18 protein-coding genes and 4 pseudogenes are annotated in these 17,230 nt (G+C 56.3%); 9 read left to right on the plus strand and 13 right to left on the minus strand.

The features are described 5' to 3' along the window. The first annotated feature begins 211 nt into the window (after positions 1–211). Positions 212–1,846 carry a hypothetical protein gene (locus tag KI243_RS17520; protein ID WP_212809519.1) on the plus strand — a complete coding sequence of 545 codons (1,635 nt, stop codon included), beginning with the start codon at positions 212–214 and terminating at the stop codon, positions 1,844–1,846. Between the two features lie 16 nt (positions 1,847–1,862). Here the strand turns inward: KI243_RS17520 and KI243_RS33085 are convergent. Continuing rightward, positions 1,863–2,126, minus strand: a pseudogene (locus KI243_RS33085) (ATP-binding protein); the annotation flags it as partial. Positions 2,127–2,234: 108 nt separating this feature from the next. Between KI243_RS33085 and KI243_RS17530 the strand changes: the two are divergent. After that, positions 2,235–3,131: a DUF6216 family protein gene (locus KI243_RS17530; protein WP_177131619.1), complete on the plus strand. Its 897-nt coding sequence runs from the start codon at positions 2,235–2,237 to the stop codon at positions 3,129–3,131. A 222-nt stretch (positions 3,132–3,353) separates the two neighbouring features. Beyond that, positions 3,354–3,557, plus strand: coding sequence for a hypothetical protein (locus KI243_RS17535; protein WP_244861733.1), 204 nt, complete (start codon positions 3,354–3,356; stop codon positions 3,555–3,557). Between the two features lie 156 nt (positions 3,558–3,713). On the opposite strand, the gene KI243_RS17540 is transcribed toward KI243_RS17535, so the two are convergent. The 3 genes from KI243_RS17540 to KI243_RS17550 form a co-directional block, all read right to left on the minus strand. After that, positions 3,714–4,739: a hypothetical protein gene (locus tag KI243_RS17540; RefSeq protein ID WP_212809521.1), complete on the minus strand. Its 1,026-nt coding sequence runs from the start codon at positions 4,737–4,739 to the stop codon at positions 3,714–3,716. 78 nt (positions 4,740–4,817) lie between these two features. Further along, positions 4,818–5,174 (minus strand): TfoX/Sxy family protein, encoded by a 357-nt coding sequence (locus KI243_RS17545; protein ID WP_212809523.1) that lies wholly within the window; start codon positions 5,172–5,174, stop codon positions 4,818–4,820. A gap of 20 nt (positions 5,175–5,194) precedes the next feature. Beyond that, positions 5,195–5,884, minus strand: a complete 690-nt coding sequence (locus KI243_RS17550; protein ID WP_212809525.1) for a YafY family protein — start codon at positions 5,882–5,884, stop codon at positions 5,195–5,197. Positions 5,885–6,015: 131 nt separating this feature from the next. Between KI243_RS17550 and KI243_RS17555 the strand changes: the two genes are divergently transcribed. After that, the gene (locus tag KI243_RS17555; RefSeq protein ID WP_212809527.1) at positions 6,016–7,521 is read left to right on the plus strand and encodes a DUF1214 domain-containing protein; all 1,506 of its coding nucleotides are present in this window, start codon (positions 6,016–6,018) and stop codon (positions 7,519–7,521) included. Between the two features lie 26 nt (positions 7,522–7,547). Here KI243_RS17555 and KI243_RS17560 read toward each other — a convergent pair. Further along, positions 7,548–7,649, minus strand: a pseudogene (locus tag KI243_RS17560) (transposase); the annotation flags it as partial. Between the two features lie 103 nt (positions 7,650–7,752). After that, complete coding sequence (locus tag KI243_RS17565; RefSeq protein ID WP_212809529.1) at positions 7,753–8,679, minus strand: LysR family transcriptional regulator; 927 nt, start codon at positions 8,677–8,679, stop codon at positions 7,753–7,755. A gap of 116 nt (positions 8,680–8,795) precedes the next feature. Here KI243_RS17565 and KI243_RS17570 point away from each other — a divergent pair, with 116 nt between their 5' ends. Then, complete coding sequence (locus KI243_RS17570) at positions 8,796–9,191, plus strand: RidA family protein (RefSeq protein WP_212809531.1); 396 nt, start codon at positions 8,796–8,798, stop codon at positions 9,189–9,191. 32 nt (positions 9,192–9,223) lie between these two features. On the opposite strand, the pseudogene KI243_RS17575 reads toward KI243_RS17570, so the two are convergent. After that, positions 9,224–9,393 (minus strand): annotated as a pseudogene (locus tag KI243_RS17575) (transposase domain-containing protein); the annotation flags it as partial. 310 nt (positions 9,394–9,703) lie between these two features. Between KI243_RS17575 and KI243_RS17580 the strand changes: the two are divergent. After that, positions 9,704–9,907 carry a hypothetical protein gene (locus tag KI243_RS17580; protein WP_244861734.1) on the plus strand — a complete coding sequence of 68 codons (204 nt, stop codon included), beginning with the start codon at positions 9,704–9,706 and terminating at the stop codon, positions 9,905–9,907. A gap of 269 nt (positions 9,908–10,176) precedes the next feature. Here the strand turns inward: KI243_RS17580 and KI243_RS17585 are convergent. Both KI243_RS17585 and KI243_RS17590 read right to left on the minus strand, forming a co-directional pair. Then, positions 10,177–10,317 (minus strand): annotated as a pseudogene (locus KI243_RS17585) (IS5/IS1182 family transposase); the annotation flags it as partial. Between the two features lie 9 nt (positions 10,318–10,326). Then, entirely contained in the window at positions 10,327–10,719 is a 393-nt protein-coding gene (locus KI243_RS17590; RefSeq protein WP_017125934.1) for a tautomerase family protein, read from the minus strand. A 107-nt stretch (positions 10,720–10,826) separates the two neighbouring features. On the opposite strand from KI243_RS17590, the gene KI243_RS17595 reads away from it, so the two are divergent. Then, the gene (locus KI243_RS17595; protein ID WP_177062968.1) at positions 10,827–11,690 is read left to right on the plus strand and encodes a LysR family transcriptional regulator; all 864 of its coding nucleotides are present in this window, start codon (positions 10,827–10,829) and stop codon (positions 11,688–11,690) included. A gap of 90 nt (positions 11,691–11,780) precedes the next feature. Here the strand turns inward: KI243_RS17595 and KI243_RS17600 are convergent, their stop codons facing one another. Further along, positions 11,781–11,999 (minus strand): transposase, encoded by a 219-nt coding sequence (locus KI243_RS17600; protein WP_212809533.1) that lies wholly within the window; start codon positions 11,997–11,999, stop codon positions 11,781–11,783. Then, a complete protein-coding gene (locus KI243_RS17605; protein WP_212809535.1) occupies positions 11,978–12,874 on the minus strand; it encodes a glycine betaine ABC transporter substrate-binding protein in 897 nt (298 codons plus the stop codon). The genes KI243_RS17600 and KI243_RS17605 overlap by 22 nt, the downstream gene beginning before the upstream one ends. Before the next feature lie 430 nt (positions 12,875–13,304). Between KI243_RS17605 and KI243_RS17610 the strand changes: the two genes are divergently transcribed. After that, positions 13,305–13,709, plus strand: a complete 405-nt coding sequence (locus KI243_RS17610; RefSeq protein WP_177082969.1) for a helix-turn-helix transcriptional regulator — start codon at positions 13,305–13,307, stop codon at positions 13,707–13,709. Between the two features lie 101 nt (positions 13,710–13,810). Here the strand turns inward: KI243_RS17610 and KI243_RS17615 are convergent, their stop codons facing one another. After that, positions 13,811–14,422, minus strand: coding sequence for a hypothetical protein (locus KI243_RS17615; protein ID WP_177082971.1), 612 nt, complete (start codon positions 14,420–14,422; stop codon positions 13,811–13,813). Positions 14,423–14,967: 545 nt separating this feature from the next. On the opposite strand from KI243_RS17615, the gene KI243_RS17620 reads away from it, so the two are divergent. Continuing rightward, positions 14,968–16,155, plus strand: a complete 1,188-nt coding sequence (locus tag KI243_RS17620) for a hypothetical protein (RefSeq protein WP_212809537.1) — start codon at positions 14,968–14,970, stop codon at positions 16,153–16,155. Between the two features lie 55 nt (positions 16,156–16,210). On the opposite strand, the gene KI243_RS17625 is transcribed toward KI243_RS17620, so the two are convergent. Beyond that, entirely contained in the window at positions 16,211–17,080 is an 870-nt protein-coding gene (locus KI243_RS17625) for an AraC family transcriptional regulator (protein ID WP_212809539.1), read from the minus strand. Positions 17,081–17,230: the final 150 nt, after the last annotated feature.

A 17,230-nucleotide genomic window follows, 5' to 3' on the forward strand; every position in this document is an offset into this window, starting at 1 on the left:
CCACGCCAACAAAACCCTCTCGCGCCTCCGTAACGATAATCATTATTGACAATATGCCATCATCTTGGCATATATGCACGCTTTTCGCCGCTGTTCCTTCCGACGCTGACTGCATCTGCAGAGGATCTGGCTTGGCATCTGAGACGTCGTGACGAATTTCGTATCACGAGCGCGCACCATCCTGCGCATGGATGAGTACAAGGAGTACACCGTGAGCTTCACACCCGACCAAATCGAACAAGCCAAGTCAATCTCGGACCTCATGGGCGCGCTGGGGAAAGCCCTGGAAAACAGCCCGAACGCGAAAGCGAAACTACTGGGTGAAGCACTCTCTCATTCGGGTGACATCAGCTCTGTGTTATCCGATATGGCGAAGCTTGAAGCCACTTCAGATGACTTCCTGAAAATGCTCGACAGCGCCGCTGAAGTTGCCGCGGGCATGCTAGGCGGTGCTGGTGGTATCGCCGCGCTGGACAGCTTCATTATCGGCAGTGTGACTCGTGCTCTGGCAGTCGGTGCACTGGCCTCCGCCTTCCCTATCATGGGGACACTGGCGCTGGGGGCTGCTTTCTTGGGAGCGGCCTATGTCGGCGGTACGTTGCTTGAAGGCGCTTATGGTTGGGCCAAGGACGCGGCACAAACGTTGTCCTCTCAGCTCCCTTCTGGCGTGATTGAGTTGCCAGAAACCTTCGTCGCCGGCCAATATCCAGACGCACTGGTACTTGACCCTACTTACGTTAACGGTGTGTATGACGGCTATCCGCTCGAGGCTGACACGCAGCAGTTCCTCAACAACTATGAGCGAGGCCTGGAGCGCGGCTTCCTCGAGCAAATGCAAAAGGAAATCAACGAATTCAACTTCTCGTTGTCCAGCCTGGTCAAGCCCGGCAATGGTTTCCTCTATCGCGACGGCAACGGCATGCTCGGCTGGGACGGAGGCTACGGCGCACTTCAGGACTATGCCTTTAACAGCGGTGGCCTTGATCTTTCGGGCGCCAGTTGGCAAAGCGCTTTTAATGAAAAAATGACCCGCCTGATCGACTCGGCCAACAGCATGGAGGCTTTCATCAACAGCAATTTCGGCCGGGCCAACGAGGCGCTGGGCGGTCAAGCCTCCGCGATCTCCAACAAGGCCGTGGAAGCGGCGCAGACTGCTGACGAGGCTTTTGCCGAATTGACGCCGCTGGCGTTTGACCTCAGTGGCAAAGGCATCGAAACCCGCTCGATATTCGATGGCATCAAAGGCTTCGAGTTTATCCCGGGAGAAAAAGGCGCTTACCATGGTTGGCTGGACCGCAATAGCGGGTTCCTGGCCCTTGACCGCAATGGCAACGGTATCATTGACGATGGAAGTGAGCTGTTCGGCGGGCCGATGGAAGATGGTTTCACTGCGCTGCGCCGACTCGACTCCAACGGTGACGGACGCATCGATTCAGCCGATGCGTTATATGACAAATTGCTGGTCTGGCAAGACAAGAACCAGAACACCGTGTCCGACGCAGACGAATTGATGAGCTTGCAGGAGGCAGGTATCAAGTCAATCTCACTCGATAAGGTTGAGAGCGTCTATCGACCTGACAAGAGCGGCAACACCATCAAGTGGATCTCCGAATACACCTTGGAATCAGGTGAAACCCAGGAGATCGCGGATGTCTATTTCCGCTACAGCAAACCAGCTTCGGCGGTTTCTGAAAAGCCGACTACCAGTACGGTCGACCCGGCTCTGGAGCAGCAAACGCAGCTATTGGTCAACAGCATGGCGGCGTTCAACCCGCCAGCCAGCGGTGACATGCTGCAACCGGCCCATACAACTGACCTGCTCAACGTCCCGCTGGCCGTCAACTAGACATCTCGATCGTTGCTCACCCTACCCCGCCCACACGCGGGGTTTTCATTGGCTGGAAGCATCTCGACCCAACCCTACGAGAGCATTCGGCTTGGCTCAAGCCCTCTAGGTGCAACATCAATCGGCAGTCTCCGTTTTTTGTTCGCACCCCCTGGTGCAGAAACCGATCCAGCCGCGCTGCGGTCAGGGTCGAGTCATCGGCAAACGTCGTTGTCCGCTGGCTGAACGGCAAGTTGCTGGTCAACACCACGCTGCCACGCTCGTAGCGTTTGGCGATGACCTGAACTCGCGGGACATACAAGGCAGAGAACAAGGTTATTGCTCTAAATGACGTAGTTAATCAGGGACTGTAGGATGCTAGCCTTCTTCCTCTCAGAGCTACTCCACCTTGACCGACCAAACTTTCACCGCTGCCATGCATTTGCTCGATGTGCTTTATAAGCTATGGCCCATAGTCTGCGGCCTAGTGGTCGTATCTATCGTTTACTATCGAACGAGATCATTTTTTTTCATTTTTCATCAGATACTGAAATGGCTCGGGCTGGAAGGAAAATATACAAACCCGAAAGATCAGAAAGTCGCAGATGATTATCTAGACCTCAACAAATTTAACCTAAAAACGGGTTTTCGACTGAACTCAGTGAAAGCCAAATCAAGACTACATGAGTGGCTACACGACAACGATTTTGAGTTTGCAGAGCTACGTCACGCAGGCTGGTACTTCAAAGCCAATCAACTGAAATTCGACCTTCCAGGCAGAGCACAACTCTGGCTTTCTCGAAGCTGCTTCATATTGATTGGATTATATCTTATTTCGATGAGTGTATTTATTCAAAAGCCTGGTTACGCCTTGCTGACCGTCACCGCAACCGGGACAGAATTCTGGGTCGGCAAGAATGAGGCTTTTAGCCCGCGATACGATTTCCCGGCTCTGCTGCGAGGGAATCCCTGGAAAATCCAGCAGGGCGACTGTCGGTATCTCCAAGATTCTACACCAATTGAAAATAGCTGGGACAAAGACGTAATATGTGGCTTGGTTTTAGGATTCGCTGATGAGTACTTAACCGAAGCCATAGACTCACAGAAGAAAATTGGAGCGCTGATGGGGTTGGCAGGACTTATATGCTTCGGCCTATGCGTACTATTCATATTTTGGCAGCTTACAGCAGTCAAGCTTTCCAAACGCCTACTCTCAGATGATCAAACCCCAACGACGAGTTCCACTCCTATTACCTGCTCACCAAACCCTAGCAGCATCAGCAATACATCAAACGAATTGGATTGAAGGGGCCTGAGACAGACAAAGGCGGTAAGGATGTGCGACGGCTTACGTTGTGCCAGTGCATAGTTACCTGCGTCAGCTTGAACAGGACGTCATCAGCAGCTAGGACAATGAGCCCATCGCCCGCTACAACATCGTGCCACTATACGGCCCATCTTGTCTCACTACGTCCTCGGCCCCCGGACAGGTTCGAACCCCGCCCCTGTCACCGTGCTGCTTGAGGATTTGCCTCTGCCCAGGAACCGAGAAACCACCCTGCTCGACGTCTACTCGATTCTGCAATCGGCAGCGGCCACGGCCTATGAAAACACCGACAACCAGACCGGTCCAAATCGCAAGGTGGCGATGGGTGTGGTGCACCTGATTGAGCTGGCACAGCTGAGAATGGATGCGATGCTCAATGAGTTGAGCGTCAGCGCCAACGGCTGACAAGGTACTGCACCGAACGGGAGGCCTGGCTTCCCGTTTTGCTTATCGCCCAACGCTGGGCGCGCCCTGGCGCCGAGCAGCCGGTAATCGCGCCCCTCCCCCGGTCTATCCGTGAGCAAGGAAACTGTCTCACCGCGTTCTACAATGGGAGACGACCTAGTGAAAACTCGGCTTGATCGTACGAGGGCGTCCAGGTGGGCGTGGTCGGTTCAGGAGCATGGCCGTGTGCGCCTGCATATGCTGTAACTGCCACGCAGCCAGGTAGGCGGGAATGTCATGATCCCATTGAGGCACCCAGGTGCCGGCCTGGAGCACGCTCTTGCAGATCTCGAACTGCTCGTCAGGTGTCAACCCGTAGGGTGTCAGCAGGGGTCTTATTCGTGCCATACCGTCGGCAAGGATCTTGACCTCATGAGGCTGAACCGCCCCATAATTCAGGGAAAGAAAGTCATAGGTGTCCTCATACTCCGCAAAAAACGCATCGGCGGCGCGCTTGAGTTGATCAGCGAATTCACTCACGCCCTGAAGAATACCCACATCCAAATCGCGCACTTTATGCGCCACGACCGTATCCCCATACCCGACCCCGACCAGACTGACCAGTCGTCTGAGACCATACAGTTGAATGTGCAGAATGGTTTCGTTGGTTACGAACAGTCCGTGCAGATGCAGGCACGGTAGCGCCATCTCGCAGGAGACCGTGGAGGTGGTTCCGCCCAGGTCCTTGACGAAAACCACATGGCATCGAAAGCCGCCATTGTCGGTAAAGAAGCGTTCCAACGAGGTTCGCAAGAACAGCAGCCGCCTGGCCCTGCCCTTGAACATGAACTGGAAGGCCAGCATCGGACAGGCAGAGGCGATATTGATCTGGGTTGCGAACGCCCGCACATCCTCAGCGGCAAGCGGTTCGGGAGTAGCATCATCAGGGATGGCTTTGCGCAAGGCTTCAGCAATTTTCTCAAACGCGACCTCGACACCGCCGCCACCTTGCCAATTGTCCACAAAGACAAAAGTGTCGATCCGGCTGGCTGAGGAGAACAATGCGTTGGCGATGTCAGCGCCCGAGCCCGGATACAGGAGAGTGCCACCCTGCGCCGGAGCACACGTGCAAAGGTCATTGACGTAGGTATCAATGACATCCAGCACCGCGACCCTGACTTCGTTAAGCCCCCAACTGCACATTGAACTCCCTCCCCAACAGCGTCCATGGTGACGCCCCGGGGCGCCCTGTCGAGTGGAGCGTAGTTGACGGCAGGCGTATCAGCTGCCTGAAAGGCGACCTTTCTGTGAGGCACGGAGCGCAGCCTCCACGCCGCGCCGCGCCCACAGCAGCAGCTCATCGCGGTCATCCAGCGCACTATGGGGAATGGACCAATACGACAAAGCCACCTCGCGACCGCGTGACTGATAGGTAAAGGGATAACACTGCGCGGCCTCGAAAAAACCTACGCTGTCGGCGTCGGATTTGACATACACACCGTCGTCGCCATCAATGAGTGCGAACATCAGGCCGTTCAGGTAAATGCCCATGCATCCAAACATGCGCTTGCTGGCCACCGAGCCCAGAGGCTCCAGTTGTTCCAGGACAAAATTCAGATATTGGCGAGAACTGGACATGACGGTGCCTCCCTGTGGCCTCACTGATGCTTGTACCCGGCGTCTTGCTTGAGGAAGTCGGCCGCCGTTTTTCCGCGCTCTTGTCGGAATGGCTCATCGAGCACTGACATCTCGGTCATGCGATCCAGGCGGAACACCCTGAATGCGTCCCTCATTTCACACCAGGCCGCCAACAGCCAAACGGGACCATAGAAGGCCATGATGAGCGGGCGAACGGTGCGAACAGAAGCGACGTCTTGCAGATCGATGTAAGCGAAGTTGATCTTGCGCTGGTATCGAATGGCCGCTCTCAGCGCCGCACGGTCGATGGAAATCGATTCCTGTTGAGGATCGCCAGGCGCCCACAACGACAGCGCGTCGATATGCGGCCGCAACTTCTGTGGCAATACTGCGCGTATCTTGGCGATCACGTCGTCCGCAGCCCTTCCCAATTGCGGGTCCGCACAGGATTGGAGAATTCGAGCGCCCAGCACCAACGCTTCCAGCTCCTGCTCGTTGAACATCAACGGCGGCAAATCATACCCAGCGCGCAACGCGAAACCGATGCCGGCTTCGCCCACGATAGGCACACCATTGGCCATCATGTCCTGGATATCCCGATAGACGGTTCGGCGCGACACCTCAAGCTCTTCGGCGATGCCCGCAGCCGTTACCGTTCCTCGCCTGCGCAATATCTGGATGACCTGAAATAAACGATCTGCTCGACGCATGACACTCCTTATACGCGATGACTGCGCTGAACATGAACCCGCGCTGACACGGGTTATCGACACTGTTGCCACAAGGGTGGCAACAGGCCAATGCTAGGATTTTATCCAGTTTGAAAAATAGAGATTGGGTAATGTCGATCAACAGAAGAGACGCGTTAAAAATGACGGCTGGCTTGGCTGTCCTGAGCGCCATCAGAACCACGATGGGCGCCGAGCATGCAACCCACATCGAAGACCATCTGAAGACTCGAGATGAGTTTATGACATTCAACCTCGACATGCCGACACCCGATGCCGTTGAGCACCTGTACGACGAGATGGATTTCCAACGGGCCACCCAGTGCTACCTGTGGAGCGTGCCCATCGTCGGCATGGAGAGCGCGCGTCAAATGCTCGTCGACAATGCAGACGCCCAGAGCGGTGATCTTGTGCTCGTCCATGGTTATCGTGAGGTCAGCGTGATGCTGGGCTCGAACGTCACAACCCCCTATGTCTTCGCCTACTTCGATCTGTCCCACGGGCCGATGATGCTTCATTACCCGCCCGGCGCCACGGCGGGCTCGCTGATTGACTGGTGGGATCGCCCACTGACCGATGTCGGCATGACCGGCCCGGATGCTGGCAACGGCGCGGTGTATGTCCTGGTCGGGCCGGGCCATGTTGCTCCCGCTGCCGTTCCTGCCGACGCACATATCCTGCACTCACGCACCTGCAAGGTAATGATGTTCTGCCGTGGTCTGGATACCGACCCCGACAAGGTGGCGACGGTGTTCTCAACCACGAAAGTGGCCTTCTGCAACAGCGGCCAGGTGCCGCAGTCCGCACGCCTGCTGCGTTTCAAGCCTGAAGGCGAACTCACCAGCATGGCCCATCCTGGCGGCATTGCTTACTGGTCCAGACTGACGAACGCGCTGCGGGACGAGCCCGTGGAGGAACGCGACCGCTTCTTCGCGGCCATGCTCAGACCTCTGGGTATCGAAATGAACCGCGTCTTTGCGCCGGACGAACGCCAGCGGCTTATCCTGGAAAAAGCCGCATCGATGGGCGAGGCCATGGCCAAGGTGACAGCTTTCAGCAAGCGCCTGGCCGGTATCCACTATCGAGAGGACACTCGCTGGGAGTACCTCATCGCCCCCCATTACGACAATGAGCAAGACGGGCCCACAGGAGCGCTGCTGGAGGAACGGACGGCATTCTTTTACGAAGTCACCGGGACATCGGCCGCAGTCCTCACCCAGACGCCAGGGGTGGGCTCCGCGTACCTCGCCGCTTATCAGGACAAATCAGGAGCAGCGTTCGACGGCGGCAGAACCTATCGCCTGCGGGTACCGGCGCACGTCCCGGCAAAACTGTTCTGGTCCGTCACGCTGTACGACACTCGGACGCGCGGCCTGATTGGAAACACCCGGGAGATCGCCGATCGTTCTTCACGCCAGGACCTGCTCAAGAACCCCGATGGGTCCATAGACATCATCCTTGGCCCTACTGCGCCGGCCGGCTATGAAAGAAACTGGATTCCGACGACACCGGCCAAGTCCTGGTACACCTACTTTCGCCTCTTCGGCCCACTCGAACCTTATTTCGAACGATCATGGGTACTGGCGGATATTGAGCCCGTGCTTCAGATACAGGCTTAGGTCACTGCTCACAAACCCACAGTTCTGAGGGGGCGGCTGGCTTCGATATGGCTATAGCCTTGATCGAGCACGAGGCCTGCGGCCTCGCGTTTGAATTCAGCGGAAAAGGAACGACATTGCTTGGTCATCAGACACCTCTATCTGGCGAGTATTTTCGCCTGAATGGGTGGCCGGTTTCATTGGACCACTACACTGCAACCAGGCGCGGCGGTGTCAGAGATCTATGGAGTGTCAGCGCGTGGGCGGAGCAATCTCCGGCCCATGCTTGATCATCAACTCCATTACCCAGTCCATGAACACACGTAATTTTCGGCTAACATGGCGGTTCGGTGCATATGCCATATATAGCGGCATCGACGCGATGTCCCAATCCTCGAACAGCGGCACAAGTTCGCCACTCGCCACTGGTTGCAAAGCCATATATCGCGGTAGCCATAGTACCCCCAGGCCAGCCTGTCCGGCTGCTAGATAGGCATTGCCATCGTCTACGGCCAGCACATGTCGGCCGTGCACTTCCAGCTGTTCGCCCATGCGCCGCAAGGTGTAAGGGAGCGCTTTGCCTGTTCGCGCCCATCGATACCCCACGACACGATGCTCGCCTTCCTGCAATTCGCGTGGATGTGCCGGCACGCCATAGAGAGCCAGGTATGAGGGTGCTGCGTACACTCCCAGCAGCAGGTCGCCGATGTGCCGCGCGACCAGGGAGGTGTCGGTGATCTCTCCGCCGCGAATCACACAATCGACGCTCTCATCTATCAGGCTCACATGACGGTCGCTCACGCCCAGATCTAGCTGGATATCCGGGTAGAGCTCATGGAATGCCGGTAGCGCCGGAATCAGTAGCAACCGGGCCAGCGGACTGGGCACATCCACCCGCAAGCGCCCACGCGGCGCAGTTGCGGCACTGGATAGCGCGGTTTCAGCATCATCTAGCGCCGCCAACAAGAATTGCACCCGCTCGTAGTAGACGGTGCCATCGGCGGTCATTTTCACCTTGCGCGTGGTGCGATTGAGCAGCTTCACGCGCAAGCGCGCCTCCAGTTGCTGGACAAGTTGGCTCACTGTGGTTTTGCTCATATGCAAAGTGTGGGCGGCCCGAGTAAAGCTGCCGGTTTCTACCACCCGCGCGAAGGCTTGCATGGCATCGAAACGATCCATGGGGGCTCCATATTGTTTGGATATTACAAACAGTGATGGCCAGCATTACCTGTTTATTGCACCCGAGCAAGCTCCGTAAAGTGTTCATGTCGTTTCCCAACTGCTGGAGTTTTCTGATGAACCAACGAGATGTTGTATTCCCCGCCCGCCGTCAGGCCCTTTACGAGCGCAACCGTTATTCAGCTGCGGTACGTGCCAATGGCTTGCTCTTCGTTTCCGGGCAAGTGGGCAGCCGTGAAGATGGGTCACCAGAGCCAGAGCTCAAAGCACAAGTTCGACGCGCTTTCGAGAATCTCAACGCGGTGCTGGCCTCAGCAGGTTGCAGCTTTGATGATGTCCAAGACGTTACCATCTTCATGGTTGAGCCGCAGAAGATTTTCGAACAGGTGTGGGAGGTCGTGCCGGAGTATTGGGGCGAGGCGCCTTTCCCCACCGTAACGGCGGTAGGGGTCACTTGGCTGTACGGTTTCGATGTTGAGATCAAGGTTGTCGCTAAACTCCCTAACGACTGAGTCTACGCCTGCTCCCCTTAAGCGAGCGGGCATCACTCAACGACTTCAATCGCGCGCTGCGTTGGCAGTCGCTCCAGAACGCCCTTCAAGTAGTCATACGGGTCATGCCTACTAAGCTTGGCCGACTGAATCAGGCTCATTAGCGCGGCAGCAAGTTTGCCGCTGCGCAACGCCCGAGTAAGAGCCAATCTTGGCGCCCCAGTGTAAGCGTCCCGGTATCCCACCTTGCGCTGAGATGTCGACGATTTACTGATCGTTTTGATCCATAGCGGACAAGGAGTGCTGTTGTGGCCGGACCTCGCGCTGCAAAGCCACCCTCGTTTCGCAGCGATGATGATAACCTCCCAAGCACTTGGAGTTATCGAATCGCGTTCAAACCTACTCCCAATCCGCCTGCATCACCCAACGCCGTAAACATCGACTCTCGTATCGCCGACCGGGCGTTATCACACTATGACCTTGGGCCCAAGGCAGGTTCGAAGCCTCTCCCTGTCTCCGTGCTGCTGGAGAACTTGCCTCTGCCCAAGGACCGGGAAACCATCCTGCTCGATGCCTACTCGATTCTGCAATCGGCAGCGGCTACGGCCTATGAAAACGCCGACAACCAGACCGGCACGAATCGCAAGGTCGCGATGGGTGTGGTGCACTTGATCGAGTTGGCGCAGCAGAAGATAGATTCAGTGCTGGATATGCAGGAAGCCCGCGTCAGAGGTTGACGCGCCAGAAGCACAAACGGGAAGCCTCGCTTCCCGTTTTTTGGAATGACCAACAGTTTTTAGTCGATGAAGCGAGTATCCGGCCTATCACTATCGACTTCGTATATCAGCTCACTCACTCCATTCAGTGCGGTTGTTGAACGTCAGAAAAATACATCCTTGCTCACAAACCGGTGCGCAACATCTGACTGTGCTGCATTACCATTGCTGTGCCCTCCCCGGGCACAGCCGAATCGGCTATCGCACGTCAAACCATGGAGCAGCACCCATCTGCGATTGGCCTTGTAGAGCACGCCGCGTTTATTCAGCTTGGAGTAAGTGCTGCAGCGAGCCGCCACTTGCCAGATCACATTAAGATTTTCGTGCTCTTCACGCTTCTCGACACCGGTGTATCCAGCGTCCGCATACAACGCCTGCTCTTAAGCATGCTGATATCGGTACTCCTGGGTAACCCCTTCATAACCATAGGCACTGGCTCGGCAGTCGATGATGTGCACATTGGAGTGCGGATGCAGGTTGCCTATCAACTCGGCTAATAGCACGTAGGCTTCACGATGGAAGCGCGCTTTTTGCGCTTTGGTGTTGGTCTCATCGGTGACGGTCACTTCCAGGCGGAATGCATTACGTCCATGTTCGGCCAGCGAGCGGTCATGAATGAACCACTGCTCATGAGGCACAAAATCGAGAATCAGCAAGGTCTGTTCCGGACGCTTCTCAAGCACTTCGCACGTCAGCGCGGTGAGCTGCGGGACGAGTTGGCGGACAAGCTCGGGATTGCGCTCGCCGGAGATTTTCAGGGTGATGCCTGGCATGGGGAATTCCTCGTAAGGATAGGGTGAGGCGCCAGAGTAAAAAAATTATCCAGTTCTGAAAAACGGGAAGATATAATGGTATCTATCGGAAAAAACGCAGGATAGATATGCGCCCGTTTGATCTCGAGCAACTGCGCTCCTTCGTCACGATCCTGGAGTGCGGCAGCCTGTCGGCGGCCGCACCCAAGCTATGCCGCTCGCAGTCAGCACTCAGTGAACAACTTCGCAAGCTGGAAACATTTACCGGTGTGACGCTGCTGGAGCGCGGGAAAAAAGGCGTGAGTCCCACACCCGCCGGAGAGCGGTTGTTGGTACATGCGCTTGAATTGCTCGCTTTGAGTGATTGTGTGCTGGAGGACATGCGCGGTGTGACCCTGACCGGGGAACTGCGCCTGGCCATCACCGACTATTTTTTGCCGAGCGCCATCGCTGGTATGTTGAAGGGGTTGCGCACGCGCTATCCGCAGCTTCGGTTGCATGTTTCGGTGCGCAAAAGCCTGCAAATCGAAAATGGCTCCAACAGCGGCGAATTCGATATCGGCCTGTCGATGCGCATCCTTGACGGGCGCAGCCTTCCCGAAGGCATCCCCGTGCGACGAGAGGCCCTGCGGTGGGTGGCACTCAGTGGGTTTGACGCGCAGCGCGAGCACCTGGCGCCGCTGCCGTTGGTGGTGCTTCCCCAGGATTGTAGTTTGCAGCGATTCACCATCGATCTACTGGATGCGCGTGGGATACCGTATGTCATTGCGCATTCAGCGTCGGGTGTCGGGGGCCTGCAATCGGCGCTGATGGCAGGGCTGGGAGTGGCGTGCCTGAACAGCTCAGCGGTGCCTGCTGGAGCCGAAGTCTACCGGTCGACTCAATCGCTTCCGGCGCTGCCCGATGTTGAGTTCAGCCTGTTACCGCCGCGCCCTGGTGAGGCGCCGCTGGTCAGCGCGGTTCGAGAGATGTTGGTCACGCACTTCTCCTAGGGGCTCAGCACCCGCCAGTGTGCTCCCGGCGGCTGCCCAGAGACTAGGTTCCTGTCTGAGTCGGTGGCATGACCTTGTTTTTCCAGTGGTTCACAGCGGCATGGCTAACGGAGCAAATGCAGGTGGCTGCGCCAGGCTGTTCTGCGCATGCAGCTGAATCCATTTGTGGACGAGGTTCGCGTTGAGGCAATGGCCGAGCGCGATGTTGGCAATCGAAGTGCCGGGCTGGGCACACTCTTGAATGACTTGGGCCTTGAAGGACTTGGAAAACGGGAAGTTATTACCTTTTAGAACAAAGGGGCTTTCCATTTAAGGAGTGCTTCAGGGTGCGCCTCCAACCAGTCGTGGGCAGCCTGATCGGGGCTTTTTCCCTGACGGTTAATGGCGTAATCGAGTTCTGCAACAATGACGTTGGAGAGACGGATATTGTCCAGCACGTCAAGCTCAGCATCGGTAAAGATGTCCAGGCGATCAGTACGCGCCAATAAAACCGCCTTATCAATTTCGCCCAGCAGCCCCTTGGGATCTTTGAGATCGCGGATCCGATGGCGATGGTGGAGGAATTGGGGCTGCCAAAGAGGTACTACCCCCCAGCGTTGCGCATCCACCAAGTCTTCAAATGCCGCAATGCATTCGTCCTGCGTACCCGTGCGGAACGAATAGCCCGCGGCTTTCAAGCCGTAGTCATCCATCATTCGCAGGGAAAATCGAGTAATACCCGCACCAGGACCAATGCCCTGGATAGTGGTACAGATGCGAGCAAGAACCTGCGGCTTGAGCAGATCCTCAATCGTTGAAAGCTCTTCCTGTGGAACGTAATCCGGTACTCCCCACAGTGCGTATGGCTGATAGTGAAGACCGAGTTCGCGGGTCAAAACCACCTCCTCCACCCGCGCCTTGTAGATCCCATGACTTGAGGGTATCCACGCGGAGGCGACCATATCGATCTCCCCTGTACGGAGTTGTTCGAAATTGGCCTCATGCAAGGCGAAGCTGCGTTTTACCGTAAACCCCATCTGCTGTAAAACCACCGCAACGAGTGCCGCGGTTGCTCGATGAAACGATAAATCCGTAACCCCCAACCGGACCGTGCGGCGTTTGGGCGTCCCGTGATCGAAAAACGGAGTCGCAAGGGCTGCACCGTTAGCGATCCGTGCGCTGTTCGTTGCATTTAATTTTGGCATAGCTGGCCTCTAGATGGCTGATATGTAACCCGCTCATACATAATTTGCCCAGCAGCTTGAATGTTTATTTTTACGAGAAAAAGCACGCTTGGGAGCGATTTAGTTTCTTCAAAAAATTGATAATCGCCAGTTGCAAAAAGAGATTAGGGTACGTTCGAAGGCAAGCAGCCCAAGCCCCCCACCGTTCTCTAGTGGATCCAAGGCCAACCAGTGCGATTATCTAAGGACCCGCAGGAGCTTAGAGCCGACAACCCCTCTCACAAGTCGGCCTGGCGTATTTCCATTGCCGCCTAGAGGAAAATCATGATGTCCTGAAACCATGAGACAACGACGCCCGGTGCTGTGGTAGCCTCACGGCTCTGGAACGTCGATTTACATCTGGACAAGTCGCCCGATGGGTACAGAAGTGCACCACTGTCAGGAACGTTTTATGTCGCTCAAAACAGCCTTTGCCACCGTGCTCAAAGCCATGCGCGCCGCTCGAGGTCTTTCACAGAAGAATCTCGCCGAGGTCAGCAGTCGGACCTACATCTCGAAGTTGGAACGTGGCCAGTGCTGTCCGACGATGGAGATGATCAGCGCCCTGAGTGTCCCCCTCAACGTGAGCCCGCTGACATTGGTCGCTATCACACTGGGGGCAGAGACCGGACAGTCCATCAAGATGTTGGCCAGTCGCATGGAACGGGAAGCCGCCGAGTTGGCAGAGTCGGGCGTACTCAAGAAACTGCAGATCCCGTTCAACGAGGAACCACCGATGCCACAGCGTCGCCCTCAACCCCGCAGCAGAAGCTCGGCAATAACCCTTCAGCAGATTGAGTTCAGCTTTGCCGAGTAACCTCTTTGCCAGTCCAGAGAGCGGTTTTCCCTCAGTGCGCTGACCCTTCAAGCGCACTGGGAGGGCTGCCTACATTCACGACGCAACCGGACACTTACGTCTCACAGCAGCTGGGAATACCCTTGCGCTCTACTGTCAGCGTTGTGCTCGTCTCCACGCGCGACACTGCAACACAGGCAAATCACCAATAAATCAGAATACTGCCCCCCATGTGGAGCCTTGTTCAGGCTACTCAATACCTCGCTTAATTTTTTATCTCCAGTCAGGCACACAATCCCCACATCGTCCAAACCGCCGCCATCAAGGTAATACTTGGCCAGCATTCTTTCGCAGAACGCCACGTTGAGGTCCTTTGGCGTCAGGCTGATATCAGGGATTACACTCTTTCGCGTGGAGAGCAATGGCGTTTCATTGGAAGCCCCTTTGGAGGGAGTCGCCACTTTCTGGATATCGTAGCTAGAGCTAGGCGTACGCCCCATTTGGCCGCGTCGGCGGTAGCAGTTGTAAATCTCGAGTAGTGGAAAACCAGTATCCGACTCATACCATCCATAGTTGTCTATTCCCCATGGAAAATACACACTCATGTCGGCAATGAATCTTTTATCAATTTTTGTCCCATGCCCGACAATATAAAAAATGGACACCGTGTCAAAATCAACGCCATCCATTATCAGAGCCATGACATTTTTATCGATGGATATTCTTTGAGGCATCGAATCGCTCCTTGAGATTTGACCTGCTTCATTAGCGCCAGCGCCACTGACTGACAGGTGTTCGAATGAACCCAGCCTGCTCATCAGCACGACAAACCGGTATGAGGCAAGGCAGGAACACTACTCTCCTGGTCGATGCCTTCCGAGAGCGTAGATCAATAGCCAAATGCCATGATGTAACAAACGAAGATTTCTTGAGAACTCAGGTTGATTCATCGTGCAGCAGCCAGGCGACTACCCAATGTGTGCCCTTTGGCACCAGGCGAGATGTTGACCAAAGTTTCTGAGCTGCCTACACCACAGTGAACTAGAACAATCAGAAGATAACCCATCGTCCACAAAGACAAATGACCCGCGACACCGCCTCCCCTCTTTTCTGCTCCGCTATAACCAACTGATTTTTCAAGGTCGTGTTTCACATTGAAAAAAGAAGATCTGCGCCCTGGAGAGATGGCCAGTTGCAACTAAACTCGAACGAACACCATGACCACGGATCGGAGGCTGCTATGGCACATCATTCTTGGCTCTCAACCACGGTATGGGGAATGACCTCTGCGATGTGCCTGATGGGCTGCACGACTCCCTATAAACATCCGATATTGCTCACCCACGACGACTCAAAACCCAGTATTCAGGGCATCAAGCAAATTCTGGCCAGCCAGCATAAAGACCGGCCGGAGATGGACATTATCGCCGTCCATGGCATGTGCACCCACGATTCATCCTGGGCGATAGAGTCCATCAACGCCCTTTCGGAACAGTTGGGCGCCGCTCCTGTTGAATCCATCGCCCCTACCCAGGTAGAAGCATCGGATGCCCTGATCTACAAACGGTCCCTCAACCTCAGCGAGGGAACGGTCAATATCGCCGCCCTGGTGTGGTCACCGGTGCTGACGCCCCTCAAGGCCCAGTTGTGCTATGACCAATCGAATAAAACCGGCGTGTGCGGCCGTGGCTCTGACAAGCCTGACTTTTTGCCCAAGGAGATCACCTCACCCGACTTCAAAGAGACCCGCGCACTGGTCAATCGCCTGGGCAAGGACCGGTTGATGGACGACTGCCTGGCAGATGCCGTGGCCTATCAGGGGCGTGCCCGTGAAGGCATCAGCCTGCAAGTCCAGGAAGCAATCCTGGCTGCTGCAGTGCCCGGCAAACACACCCGCAAGCATGATGAACTGAGAACTGAAGTCGCTGCCCGCCACACGCCACTCGTCATCTTCACTTCAAGCCTGGGTAGCAAAGTGGGGTTCGATGCCATCGACGCCCTCAGGGCCCATGGCGGAGCAGATAACGCCGCAGCTGAAGCGCTTTTCACACGCGTGCAGAGTATCTTCATGTCGGCCAACCAGATCCCCATCCTGCAACTTGCCGATCAAACACTCGAAGAGGCCGGCGATCTGAACGTGAGGCAGCAGCCAGTGGCCGACGATTCACTGGCCAGACTTCTCAGTACCTATGCACCGCGGATGAGACTGACCACTGAAGGCACCGACCTGAAAAGCAATACGCCGCTGGTGGTTTTCCTGTCAGATCCCAACGATCTTCTTTCCTATTCGCTTCGAAACTCACCACGACGGCCAGCCTATGCCACCGTGGACGTCGTGGTCTCGAATGCCCGGACCTGGTTTGGGCTTCTGGAGAACCCACTGGTAGCCCATACGGGATACCTGGCACAGCCAGAAATCGCGGAGATCGTCGTGAACGGCTACAAGCCGGATGCAGACGACCATTGAGTTCTGCCTCCGCGACGGCGATGGCAGAATCACGACAGCTCTCGACCAATCGGCTTCAAGCCTGGCGAAACTCGCTGGGCGTGACGCCTGCTTCGCGGCGAAACACCTGCGAAAAATGACTGGGGCTGGAATAGCCGACCTCCAGCCCTACATCGATGACGCTGCGGTGGGTCTCGAGCAACAGATGCCTTGCACGGGCCATGCGCAGGCGGATGAAGTACTGCGAAGGCGACAGCCCCGTCGCACGTTTGAACATTCGGCTGAAGTGGTACGCGCTGAGTTCGGCAAGCCCCGCCAGTCGGGCCAGGCTGAAGTCGTCAGCCAACTGCGCGTTCATCGCGTCGATGACCCGGCGCAACTTGTAAGCCTGCAACGCGTTCACACGCCGCCCCGGACGACGCGCAACGAGATAAGTACGCACCAGATGGACAGCCAATGCCTGTGCCAGGCTCTGGGCGAACAGTGGGCTCGGTGAACGCTCATCTACCAGTTCGGTGCGCAGCTGTTCCATGACAAACGCCACGCGAGCGTCTCGTGCACCCGATAGATCGCGAAAGGCCACGGGAGCAGCCCGTTCTCCCAACAACTCGCGCGCGGCATGGTCGATCAGCGGCAATCCCAGGTACAGGTGCATGACTTCGAATGTATCGCCGCCCAGGGTCTGCCAGCGCATCTCATAAGGTTCAGCCGAACTGGTGAGGAAAAAGTCGCCGGCACTGACTTCAGCCACGTCCCAGTCCCCGCCGAAGGCGCGCTCCTCCACCCTCGCCGCCCCGGCAAGAACAAGCACCAGCAACGGCTCAACTACGGCGGGCACCAGAATGGGCTCGACGATGCTGTGATGGCTGAACAGCTGTATCACAACGTCCTGGATCTGTGGTCGCGACGGCTGATCCCTGGACTCTCCCGGCAGATAGTCGCGCATCGACTCCCCGGTAATGCGTTGATCCGCACAGGGAGTCGCAGTCTGTGTCGTGCCTTGTCGCCTGGCTTGCACCATCAGAGCCTGCCCTCGTTGCACATGCCGATCCATGTGATTGGACAGACAGTATGGGGCTTTCGCCAATCGACAAGC

This window comes from Pseudomonas sp. Ost2 (assembly GCF_018326065.1).
Taxonomy (GTDB): domain Bacteria; phylum Pseudomonadota; class Gammaproteobacteria; order Pseudomonadales; family Pseudomonadaceae; genus Aquipseudomonas; species Aquipseudomonas gingeri.